This is a genomic window from Empedobacter sp. UBA7620 (assembly GCF_002484185.1).
Classification (GTDB): domain Bacteria; phylum Bacteroidota; class Bacteroidia; order Flavobacteriales; family Weeksellaceae; genus Empedobacter; species Empedobacter falsenii_C.
Map to the genome: position 1 here is coordinate 174,522 of NZ_DLJI01000041.1, position 12,585 is coordinate 187,106.

Consider the following 12,585-nt stretch of genomic DNA (forward strand, 5'->3'; position numbering starts at 1 on the left):
TACCTAAGCTCCACTAACTCCTTTCAAGAAGGAAATTATCTCCTTGATTTTGTATATTTATCGTCTAAGTCTTCGATACAACGTTTTGCAAACGTCACTCTGACTGACGAATCTAGTACCCTGAGCGAAACCGAAGGGTAATTCAGCTTGACAATTGGATTTTTAATACGTAATACTTTTTACAAACTACATTCTACAACCCCTCAATACTAATATCTAACATCTAATCCTCTATCTCATCTTTAGTCTTAAACTAAAAAAAACATACTACTTTTTACATTTTACATAATACAACTCTAAAACATCTAACATCTACTATTTACTTTCTACGCTCGCCAATCCCCTTCATCATCAACCAATTTCGTTCATGGATAACCATAAATCAACATCTTCAAATCATTGATCATAATTTCGAACTGTTGCTGAACCAAGTCAAATAAAGTTTAATTTAAAATCTATTAAAAATGGGAAAAATTACAGATTCTCTTTTGTCGGGTACTCGAGGACGTACAGGACGAATTGTTGTTTCAAATATCGAAGGGCATGAAATATCTCGTATGCGTCCACGAAAATCAAACCGTATATCAACACCAAAACAACAAATTATAAAAGACAGATTCAATTTTGCTGTACAATTTATACAAGGGTACAAAACATTGGCTAAAACCTATTACGGAAAAAGATCTGGTTTAAAATCGCCTTATAATCAAGCCATGGCAAATTTATTACAATCCATGCCTTGTAATATGGATACTTTAACCTTTTCTATTGAATATGATGCTATTCAATTTACAAAGGGTAGTTTACTAGAACCTCAACCTGTAAATGTTACAGCAGACGATCCATTATCGGCTACAATAACATGGTCTAATAATGCAACAGAACTTTTAGATCAAAATGACACCTTAGTCATTCTGTATGCAGAAGATGGTAGTACAAAAGCACAATCAATTGTTGTTCAGACAACTGTAAAACGATCCGAAGAATCCTATGTACTACAATTTCTTCCAAAGTTTCAAGGTACAGATATCCATATTTGGATGAGCTTTCTATCTACAATAAAACAAGAAGCTTCACCTTCTATTTATTTAGGTCAAATAACTGTACTTTAATCAATTACTCCCCCTTTTTTAAGGGGGAATTTTGTTTATATTATAATTTATTGTATATTAGACAAATACATCTTTACTACAACCATTTTCAATTTTAATTTTTAAGCGTATGAAAATTGAAGTATATGAAGAATATATCAAGTACCTAAATTTTTTTATTCATCGATATGGGGATGTAATCAAGAAAATTGAACCACAAGTCGAGGTAAAACAAGATATTCTAAACAAACAATATATGCAAATGATAGAATATGCATTTGGCTTTATTCAAAAAATCAATTTGTTTTCGATACAAGATTATAAATCACAACTTTTGTTTATTCCGCAATTAATCTTTTACTTCAATGATCTCTGCGAATGTCCTCGTCCTCCAACTCTATTCATAGATTTTGATGTTGACTTAGAAGCTATTTGTAAACTATTAAAAAACAACAGACAAATCAACTATAATCAAAACCAATACTTTCCTTTTCTTATTGATATTTCAGGTTTATCACAAGGCTATCATCATCTAGCTGGTTTTGTCCACCGACATAAACAAAATGAATTTACTTATTACTGTGTTTCGATACAAGTCAAAAGTCAAGAATTAAAGGGAAACTGGAAAAAGTTTTATCATATTCCCATTCAAAAACTCAAATTAATTTACAAAGAATGCCTTCAAAAAAATCAAACACTATATACTTTTGCAGCAGATACGGAATTTACTTACTATGAAATTCAAAAAGGATTCAACTACTATTTCAACTGCTCTTTTTCGGAATACGAGAAAAAAATAAAAATGTTGAAAGCCTTAGAACTGATTATGTTTACCAATACGCCTCTAAAATACATTGCTATAAATAGTGGTTTCTCCACTTACAATACCTTAAAACGTGTATTTGCTAAACATCAAATCCCTTTAAAAGAAATTCCTCGATTAATTGTCTAAAAAAAAATTAAACGATTTATCAATAAACCCATCATTTCGAGTGAAACTCTCAAAGAGTTTTGTATCGAGAAAAAAGGTTTTGAAGTAATTCAATATAAGAATAAACATTAAAAAAATTTAACTTAAGAATTCGTATTATTATATCGTTCAGCAAAATAGGATTAGTAAGATTATAAATAACCTTATTATATAAAATATTGTAACATCTTCTAAATCAATCTTTTTAGAATAGAAAAGTAAATATTATTCTTTAATCAATGCTAAATTATCACTCTTTAATTTTATTTTCAACCAGTTATACAATAGATTTTCATCAATTTCTTGTTCTGAATGATAAATCACTATTGGTTTTGCTTCTAAACTATCACTATAATGTTGAATAACCCCAAAATAAACATAACGTATTGAAGGAAACAAGGATTTTATTTCACGTTCAGTAGTAGCATCTCCAATTTTTTTTTGCTCTATTTGTGTTTTTAATTGTTGTATTTGTAAATCTTTTTCTGTTACGTTTAGCTGATTTTTATTTATTTCACTTAATATTTCTTGTTTTAAATCACTATTATTTTGTCGAACAACTAAAGTTGTATTTTCTAAACCAAAATCCGCTAGCTTATTATTAAATTCTTTTATTTGTAAACTATCATATTTCTCTGTTAAAAATGCAAGTTCAATACGCTTTGGATTTGATCTAAAGTTTACATTTTTATAAATAATAGTTTTACCTTTCAACTGAAACTCTTTTTGGATAAATGTATTTACGTTTTGTGTATATCTTTTTTCTTGTAATAGATTATAGGCTAGATAGAAGCTAGGTAAAATTAATAAAGACATCAAAACAGTTATAGTTAGTCGTACTTTTTTGTCTAGTGCAGGATTTTGGGTTTGTATTGGCTTATATTTCAAATACTTCAATACCAAAAATGTAGATAAGGCAATAAAAAAACAATTTATACTATATAAATATAATGCACCCGCTAAAAACTTAAAGTTGAGAGTTGCTAAACCAAAACCTGCTGTACACAATGGTGGCATTAATGCAGTAGCTATTGCTACCCCTGGTATTGGGTTACCTTTCTCAATTCTTGTTATTGATATAGCTCCTACGACACCTCCAAAAAAAGCAATTAGGACATCATAAATTGTAGGCGATGTTCTGGCTAATATTTCTGACTCTACTTCTTTAAATGGGCTTAAATAAAAATATAAACACGAAACTACCAATCCAGCTAATGTTGCAATAAACAAATTCTTAGTAGATCGCTTTAATAGGGTAAAATCATAAGTAGCTAATGCAAAACCAGAACCTACAATTGGTCCCATTAAAGGTGAAATTAACATAGCTCCTATAATAACTGCTGTTGAATTAACATTTAAACCTATTGAAGCTATCAAAATAGCACATGCTAAAATCCATAAATTTGCTCCTTTAAATGAGATATTACTTTGTACATCCTCTTTGACCTTATTCTTATCTTCTTCTCCAATATGTAGATTGAGTAATTCGTATATTCTATTCATAGACATTTTATTAATATTAATTGTCGTACTTCATCACTACGTAGGTATTAAATATAATTATTTTAGTTTTGATTTTAGTATTTAATCAGGTGTTTTTACTTTAAATGAACATAAAGTCTATTTAGATTATAAAGTTTTCTCATTCCCTAATTTTTTTGATTTAGATCGGCATTATTAGTATAGCTTAAAAGTTGATAGAACTCTTTTTTTATCAGTTAAATGAGATCGTTCAATTTTTCCATTTAACCGAGGTCTTCCTACTTTTATAAACCTGTGTGTCATTCCTAAATCTTAAACATGCCAATAAAATTTTAATTGAAATTCGTATTCGTTATCTTTTAGAATTGTATTAATTCTAAAAGGAAAACTTATCTACAACATAATTTATGAAATCAATTGAACTTAATTGATTGCGCTTTTCATATATTTTAAGCACGATAATTCGTATAACATCATCAGTAGCTGCATATTAAAATTACTTGATTTTATTGCAATATGTATTATGAAAATCAGAAATTTACCATCAACTTGTACATGATGACCAGTTGTTTCTTTTTCGTATAAAATACTATGTATGGCTCTTCTAGTAACCTTCTGTCTAACCTACCCCTATTATTACGCTTTAGAATACGACAAACTCTTGATTCTTATATTAAAATATCATACTAATATTCTAAATACCAATTAATTCGTCAAGTCCTTATTTATGTTCTTTTCAAAGTTCTAATACTTTATTTACAATTTCTTGCTTGATATGATTGAGAAATATACGAAAAGTTAATTTCTTTCTGAGTAGACCTTCTTCTCCGTATTCATAATATTCCTATTTCCATTTATAACTACAGTTTGTTATCTGATCAAATAATCGAGAATTAAAAATTCGAGTAAGTATTATTAATTTATTTTACTACTTTTTCTCAAAATCAAGTAGCCTAATACTCCAGCAATTAAAGATGTTAATAAAACGGCTAATTTAGCTTCATCAATTAATATTTCACTATTAAATGATAAATTAGATATAAATATAGACATCGTAAAACCGATACCAGCTAATAATCCTACACCTAAAATATGGTTTAAATTACTCCCTTCTGGTAACTGACCAATGCCAAATCTTGAGCAAATAATAGAACTTAATACAATACCTATTGGTTTACCAACTAATAAACCTAATAAAATACCTAATCCTAAAGGAGAGGTTAATCCTTCAAGCATCTCGTTATATATAGTTATATTAGTATTAGCAAATGCGAAAATTGGAATAATAATAAAGTTTACAGGCTTTACTAAGGCATGTTCTAATCGTTCTAATGGCGATTCTTGATCAGTATTATTTGTTGGTAAAGTCATGGCTACTAATACACCTGCTATTGTAGCATGTATACCCGAATGATGTACAAAATACCATATAAATATTCCTGGAATCAAATATAAATAAGGATTCTCTACGTTTAATCTATTCATTAACACTAATACTCCTAGGCCTACACCCGCATACATTAAATACACTAAGTCTATACCTGATGAATAAAATAAAGCTATCACTAAAATAGCTATCAGATCATCCACTATAGCTAATGCAGCCAAAAAAATCTTTAAACTTATCGGAATCCTTTTGTCTAACAATGATATAACTGCTAATGCAAATGCAATATCTGTAGCCATAGGAATTCCCCATCCACCTGAAGTATCCAAACCTATATTAAAACATATATATATTAACGCAGGCACTATCGCACCACCCATTGCTGCTAAAATAGGAAGAATAGCTTTTTTAGGTGATGATAGTTCACCTTCTACAATTTCTCTTTTTATTTCTAGACCTACAAGTAAGAAAAAAATAGCCATTAATCCATCATTAATCCACATGCTTGTACTATACTTTAAATGAATCCAACTATTTTCGACTCCAAATTCATAAGATAATACACTTTTTAATGTGTCACTTAAAGATGAATTAGCTATAATTAAAGAAATCAGTACGCATAAAAAAAGGAGGAAACCTCCAAAATTACTCGACTTAATAAATTCTTTGAATATTTTTAAATTGATAGAACTAGCCATAATTTAACTTTTATTATTTTAGAGCAAGATAATAAAAAATATGCAACCTCATAAATTGGCTTTTATTGGGTAAAATTTAATCTATAATATATCGTCATCTCATACTAACATTTCTGTCAATAAAAAAAGTTAAACGATTTATCAATAAAACCATCATTTCGAGTGAAATTCTGAAAGAGTTTTGTATCGAGAAAAAGGGTTTCAAATGTTCAAATAATCTGGTTAAAATAAGACTGCCTTATATAGAACAATTCTAAAACTCCTCAAAAATGAGATCTATTTTTAAAAAAACAAGATGCATTAACAAAAAATCGTCTGTTTTATCTAAAAATAGGTATTGACTTGCTCAATAACTTCTCTGAACTTTGTATAACACTAACCGTTAACATTTTAGCATTAACCATAAAATACAAAAACATGAGAAAAATTGCACCGCTTATACAAACACTCGTCTGCTACCTATTTATCATATTGTTTATTTATACAGCTGTGAGTAAACTAATAGATTTTGAGAATTTTCAAATTCAATTGGCACAATCACCATTACTAAGTGTATATGCAGAATTTATAGTTTATACTAAAAAAATTAGTATAGGAATTGTTATTGCACTATTGCTTCTAGTTAGCAAACGAACCTTACAACAATAACGAGATCACAGTTTGATTCCTTTTATCAAACTTGAAGGAAAAATTCTTCTTTTTTAAAGAAAATAAACCCTAAAAATAATAAGTCAAAAGGTCGAATTTATAAAAATGACGTTCACAAAAGTGTGTTTTTTATAAAAAATATAAAAAAATTAAAAAAACAGACACCATAAAACACTATTATTCAGTAAGTTATTTTACAAAAAAGACGAATTTATAAATTCTACCTTCCATTTATGTTTTTGCTCCTCTTGTTTGCATTGAATCTCTTTTACAAAGTCTAATTTTATAAGAATCAATATTTTATCGCCAATAAATTATTGAATATGAGTTGAATTATTAAGATATAAATACAAAAAATGAAAAAAATAACTCCTATTATACAAACACTCATCTGCTACCTATTTATTGTTTTGTTTGTCTATGCTGCAGTCAGTAAGCTCATCGATTTTGAAACCTTTCAAACCCAGCTGGGACAATCGCCAGTTATTAGTGCTTATGCAAGCATTGTTTCTTATGGAATATTAATTATTGAACTATTAATATCAATCCTACTGGGTATCAAAAAATATCAAAAATTGGGTTTATACTGTGCCTTATTTTTGATGAATGTATTCACCATATACATTATCATTATTCTAAAATTTGCTCCATTTACACCATGTAGCTGTGGAGGTATTTTAGAAGATATGGGGTGGAACGAGCATTTGATTTTTAATCTTCTTTTTATTTTACTTGCTATTTTAGGCATTATTTTAATGAATAGTAATTATCGTCTTACAGCATCTAAAATAGGTTTAATTTTTCTTGTAGGTATACTGTTCATGATAGGACTTTTTCAAAAGAGTCGATTTGAAAAAAGCTATAACAATAGTTTTATTCGCGAATTTCTTCCTCATCATTCAAATCAATTATCTAAATTAAATTTAAAACAAGAAGGTTTTACTATTTCAGGGTTTGATAGCTGTTATGTTTATCTATCTCATCCTTCTGCTCCTCTCTATCTATTGCAATATGATTATCATACAAATAAAATTGACACGCTTCATCTAGAAATTAAGAAAAAAGAATTACCCTATAAGCGATTAATTACACAAGTCGATTACCCTACATATGTAATTGGTGATGGCTCTATTGGCATACTTCAAATTGGTCAATTAAATGCTAAACCTACTCTCCTAACCTATTATCAAAATGTGTATTATAATTCATATGCTCTTGGAAATAATCATCATATTGGATTTGTAGCTGCAGAACCACAAACTAGATCAAATTTATTAGGTGTTATATATCCTAGCGAAAAAGGTGAAACTATAAAATTAAATAAGACTAGTCTAAAAAATCAAATCAACGGAACATTTGACACTGATGGCTTATTGATTTGGAACAAAGAAAATAATCATTTTTTGTATAGTTACTATTATCGAAATGAAGTGATAGTATTGGATACTATGATGAATGAACTATATCATTTGAATAGTATTGACACCATTACCACAGCACAAATTGATATGGCTTATTATCCAAAAACTGACCAGTATAAAATAGGACCTCGCACAATCCGTGTGCACGAATACAGCGCTACATATGGGGATAAACTCTATATCTACAGTAGACGTTTTGGAAAATATGAAGAAGAAATAAGTGGTACAAGCATTATTGATGTATATGATTATCCTAATAAAAGTTATCTCTATAGTTTTTACCTGTATCATTTACCTCAAGAAAAATTAAGAAATTTTAGAGTGTTCAAAAATTACATTTTCGCTGTAGTTAATAAAGAGCTCTATTTCTATAAATTAATAAAATAACGTTGCAACGCAGGAGAAAGACCGAACACCTGTAAAATATAGTAGGTCATCATTTTAAATCACAAAATTATGAAAACACGTTTTTTAAACAAAATTTTACCTTTAGGAGTGGGTATGATGGCTGTTGCATTTGCTTTTGCAACTGAAGGAAAATCATCAACTAAAGATGAAAGTTCAACACTTTACATCTACGATAATTTAGAATGTACAGAGGTAAGTACGGAATGTGACAATGTACAAAATTATCCTTGTACTTTTAACGGAGAACGCGTGCACTTAATCAAAGATTCGCAAACTTCGTGTAGTGTAGCGCTATTTAATAGCTTCCAAATGGATTAATAAATTTAATAAAAACGGAAAAGATTGTCCTATGGACAATCTTTTCTTTATTTCAAATACTTATCAAACCAATTCTCAATTTCAATCGTTAATAATTTTTGATTGACTGGTGTAACAACACTATGCCCCTCTTTATTGAACAATAACATTTTTACAGGTTTATTTAATCTTCTTAAACCAGTATACAAATAGGTGTTCTGATACCAGTTTGCATTATCATCTTCTTTGCCTGTCCATATTAGTACAGGTATTTTAATTTTGTCCAAATGATACAAAGTCGAATTATTGATATACTCTTCTTTAAATTTATAAAAATCAGGACTCATCCTAAATTGTTGGTTTTCTATACGCCACATCTGTTCTTTTTTCATTGACCAAGAAATATCATGATAATAAGTAACTAAATCTATTGTAGTAGAACCAATCACCGCTGTTTTAAAATAATTGCTCTGGGTAATTACAAATCCTGTTTGATAACCACCAAACGAATGTCCTATTAATCCCACTCTATTTTTATCTATAGATTTATTTTCGAAAACTTTATCCAATGCAACTTCCAAAGATAACGTAGCTGCTTTTCCAGGGTTATTTTTCAAATAGACAATATCAGGTAGTAAAATAAAATACTCTTTTGACAATAAATTTAAAACATTAAATCCCGTATAGTTACTGAAAGAAGGTGGATCAAACAATTTTGCACTTTCTGAATTCTGTTCATAAACGGATACTATGAGTGGGTATTTTTTATCGGGATCATAGTTAATAGGATAAAGTAAAGCTCCTTTCAATCGTTCATTATTTATTGGAACATCATAATAAACTAATTCTTCGTCTTTTATATGAAGGTTTTTAAACTCTTTATTGGTTTCATAAACCACACGTAAATTGTTTTGAAGATTATAATTATAAATAATTGGCGAAAGATTGAACTTACTTAGCTTAAAATAGATTTGGTTATTTTGATAGAAAAAATAGTCAATATTTCCTTTTAATTTATCATGTAGTTTCAAACCTTTACCTTTCTTCCAAGTTGCCCAAGAAGAGCTATGGTTTTCATAAGACACTTTTAAATAAATATAATCTTTTGGGTTTATACTTCCTCCACTAGTCACCAAATTAAAGTCATTAAAAATTCTGTATCTTGTTTTAGTATCTCCACTATTTGTTATCTTTTCAGTGCTGTTATTTTCTGTATTAAATAACCAAATATCATATTGACTATAAATCATTAGAAATTTCTCATCTTCAGACCAAATTGGTCCAAATCGACTATAAGGCAACTTTAGTGTTGCTCCATCCACCCATTCGCTAAAAAACTTATCTTGAATATTTTGGGTTAAATTTCTTTTAGTTTTTGTTTTAATATGGTATAACCACCAATCCTTCTGATCAAAATAGACGATATAATTCCCTTTAACTGAAAAATTAAAATTTCCTTCCTTCGTATAAATATGTTGAGCAATTAATGTTTGTGAATTATCATCGTGAGTTTTCAGGTATAAATCACTAAAAGGAAATTCAAAAAACTCGGGTTCATATTGTAATTTATTATAAACAATAGAATTGTTCAATATAGGATTTGTTATATAGGAAGAGTATGCAGTATCAGTTAGTTCTTTAATTTGATTGTTTTCAATATTCCATTGGTAAAGAAAATTAAATTTTTCATTTTTTTCATACTCATTTTTTCTCGGAAAAATCCATTTATCTGCACCTTCCCATACTTCCATCATATTCTGATTTGAATGGCTATTATTTATCTTTTGATTAAAATATATAAATTTTCCATCTACAGGTTTTTGAAGATTTAAGGTTGACGTATCAAAACTATTATTTAATTGTTTCTCATTACTTTTTTTACTATAAATGTTATAGTTCGTGAATAAATCTTTTTCCGAAAAGAATAGAGATTCACCATTATCAGCCCATTCTTGCCAATTTAAATCGATCACTGGTTTAGAAAAAATGATATCTATATCATTATTCTTTAATTGTATAAGTTTTAAATAGTCACTCCCTTCTTCATTTGTCGTTAATGAAAAAATGTTTGATATTGGATTCCAATTATTTACATACCCATTAAATTTTGCTATAACACTATAATTATCTAAATTGATTAAAACAGCTGATTCCTTATAATTAATTGCAATAACAGTATTAGTACTATTGAGTAAATAAGATTGACAATTAGCATATTTATAATCTTTTAACTGTTTTAAATCTTTTATCGTAAGATCTTTTTTATTATTTAAATAAATAAATTGGGTTTCTGTAAATTCTGGTTTTCTGATTTCATTGAATTCAAAATCAATATTTTTTTGAGCATTCAATAACTTATATTTTCTTTCCATCCTATTATCAAGTTCGTCAAAAAATACCCAATCCCCTTTTGGACTAATTTTATTTAAAAAAATATCTTTTGTCCATAAAGAATCCGCAATATGTCTGGTATTATTTTTTTGAGCATTACAATAACTATGACTAAAAATCAATATTAGTAGTACTCTTATAAAAGTATTAATTATTTTCATTTTAATATCCTTGATTTTGAGGTAGTAAATTTTGATTCAATATTATTTCCGATTCTGGAATTGGAAAATATTGATGAAAATCTTGAAAAGAAGGTTTTAAAGGAAGCAAGGTCTGTGATAATAAACCAAAACGCTTTAAATCAAACCATCTGTTACCATGTTCACAAAATAACTCATGTTGACGCTCATTGAGAATCGCTTCAAATAGATTTTCATTTGTGTTACTAATTCCATTTAGACCTGCTTTATTTCTAATTGAATTGATATCAGAAATGGCTTCATTTTTCTTATTGGTATTAACATATGCTTCAGCTCTTATTAAAAATATTTCTGGTAATCTAAAAACAATCGAATATTCGCTACTTGAAGCAAGCGTATTGATTTGTTTGTATTTAGAAGAAAAGAACCAATTACCATTACTAGATGATTTTACCCAATAAATTTTTCTCAAATCCCCATTTTCAAAACTATTTAGAAAGTTCTTTGTTAAGGCAATATTATTAGGATTTTGCCCTGTAATCGTGAAGATTGGGGCTTCGTTTGTAGGACTTCCTTCTTTGGCAGTTTTTAATTGAAAAATAGTTGAAGTGCTATTTTTTAGAAATTCTGTATTTATATCATTCACCAATTGAAACCGATTAGAATGAATAATCAAATCCGAATAATTTATTGCCTTATTCCACTCCTTGTTATATAAATGAATTTTAGCTAATAAAGCATAAATTGCAAATTTGTTAATACGTGAATTGGTATTAATATTAGCATCTTGTAATAAGACTAATGCATTTTCCAAATCTTCAATTAAGTTAGCATATATTTGCGATTGACTATTTTTATAACACTTACTATTTACCAAGTAATCAGTAGACTTTATGTAAGGAATTTCATTATAGATCGTATAAAGTGAAAAATGCATAAACGCCCTAAAAAATAATGCTTCAGCCATTAATGTATTTTTTGAACTAAAGTGAGAATTTTCTAAACCTTGAATACTGGCATTCGCCATGTAAATTAATTTATAAGAATTTGTCCAAACAGTTTTTACTTCTGTATTATTTGTGTCTATATGATGCAAATAAATATCATTAAGACCCGAAGTAGGATTTCCATAATAATCAAGTTCATCTGCATATAATCCGAAGAGGATACTACTGCTTGATAGCTTACCATTGTAAATCGAATTATCTCTAAGTTCTGAATACAAATTGAGTATAGCTCCATTAGCTGTCGTTTCATTTTCAAAAACATATAAACTTGGCAATTGATTCGTTGGAAAATCAACTTCAACAAAATCTTTACAGCTAAAAATTAAAAAGAATAAAAGGAGGATATTAAATTTAAGTATACTTGTTTTCATAATTAAAAGTTTATAGTTGTACCAATTGATAACCTTTTTAAAGGAGGTAAATAGCCAGATGTTTGCTCTGGATCTCCACCTTTAAAAGGTGTAATTGTAAATAAATTCATCCCTTGTAAATAGACTTTAGCTTTAATCGATTGATCTTTTTTTGAAGGGATTTGATAAGAGATTGCAATATTTCTTAATCGAATAAAATCCGCTTTACTGAATACAGCATCACTTTGTTTAAACTGGCTACTTGCGCTTACAGCTGCTGCATTAGTACCAGAAG

The 12,585-nt window shown here is 28.3% G+C and carries 10 protein-coding genes; 5 read left to right on the forward strand and 5 right to left on the reverse strand.

Translation table 11 applies throughout. The features are described from left to right. Nucleotides 1–464 precede the first annotated feature (464 nt). Both B2217_RS11150 and B2217_RS11155 read left to right on the forward strand, forming a co-directional pair. A complete protein-coding gene (locus tag B2217_RS11150; RefSeq protein ID WP_280046400.1) occupies nt 465–1,112 on the forward strand; it encodes a DUF6266 family protein in 648 nt (215 codons plus the stop codon). A 109-nt stretch (nt 1,113–1,221) separates the two neighbouring features. Continuing rightward, nucleotides 1,222–2,043 (forward strand): AraC family transcriptional regulator, encoded by an 822-nt coding sequence (locus tag B2217_RS11155; RefSeq protein WP_291122577.1) that lies wholly within the window; start codon nt 1,222–1,224, stop codon nt 2,041–2,043. Nucleotides 2,044–2,286: 243 nt separating this feature from the next. Here B2217_RS11155 and B2217_RS11160 read toward each other — a convergent pair whose 3' ends face one another. Both B2217_RS11160 and nhaA read right to left on the reverse strand, forming a co-directional pair. Then, the gene (locus B2217_RS11160; protein ID WP_280046398.1) at nt 2,287–3,564 is read right to left on the reverse strand and encodes a DUF389 domain-containing protein; all 1,278 of its coding nucleotides are present in this window, start codon (nt 3,562–3,564) and stop codon (nt 2,287–2,289) included. An 894-nt stretch (nt 3,565–4,458) separates the two neighbouring features. Beyond that, complete coding sequence (gene nhaA, locus B2217_RS11165) at nt 4,459–5,628, reverse strand: Na+/H+ antiporter NhaA (protein WP_180904522.1); 1,170 nt, start codon at nt 5,626–5,628, stop codon at nt 4,459–4,461. 417 nt (nt 5,629–6,045) lie between these two features. Here nhaA and B2217_RS16955 point away from each other — a divergent pair, with 417 nt between their 5' ends. From B2217_RS16955 to B2217_RS11175, 3 genes are all read left to right on the forward strand, one after another. Beyond that, the gene (locus B2217_RS16955; protein WP_347881529.1) at nt 6,046–6,276 is read left to right on the forward strand and encodes a MauE/DoxX family redox-associated membrane protein; all 231 of its coding nucleotides are present in this window, start codon (nt 6,046–6,048) and stop codon (nt 6,274–6,276) included. A 356-nt stretch (nt 6,277–6,632) separates the two neighbouring features. Continuing rightward, nucleotides 6,633–8,084 carry a MauE/DoxX family redox-associated membrane protein gene (locus B2217_RS11170; RefSeq protein ID WP_180904523.1) on the forward strand — a complete coding sequence of 484 codons (1,452 nt, stop codon included), beginning with the start codon at nt 6,633–6,635 and terminating at the stop codon, nt 8,082–8,084. A gap of 69 nt (nt 8,085–8,153) precedes the next feature. Continuing rightward, nucleotides 8,154–8,423: a DUF6520 family protein gene (locus tag B2217_RS11175; protein WP_180904524.1), complete on the forward strand. Its 270-nt coding sequence runs from the start codon at nt 8,154–8,156 to the stop codon at nt 8,421–8,423. A gap of 47 nt (nt 8,424–8,470) precedes the next feature. On the opposite strand, the gene B2217_RS11180 is transcribed toward B2217_RS11175, so the two are convergent. The 3 genes from B2217_RS11180 to B2217_RS11190 all read right to left on the reverse strand — a co-directional run. Further along, entirely contained in the window at nt 8,471–10,954 is a 2,484-nt protein-coding gene (locus B2217_RS11180; RefSeq protein WP_291122579.1) for an alpha/beta hydrolase family protein, read from the reverse strand. Nucleotide 10,955: 1 nt separating this feature from the next. Continuing rightward, complete coding sequence (locus B2217_RS11185) at nt 10,956–12,311, reverse strand: RagB/SusD family nutrient uptake outer membrane protein (protein WP_291122581.1); 1,356 nt, start codon at nt 12,309–12,311, stop codon at nt 10,956–10,958. Between the two features lie 2 nt (nt 12,312–12,313). Beyond that, nucleotides 12,314–12,585: hypothetical protein (locus B2217_RS11190; RefSeq protein WP_291122583.1), on the reverse strand; the 272-nt coding region annotated here is incomplete at its 5' end.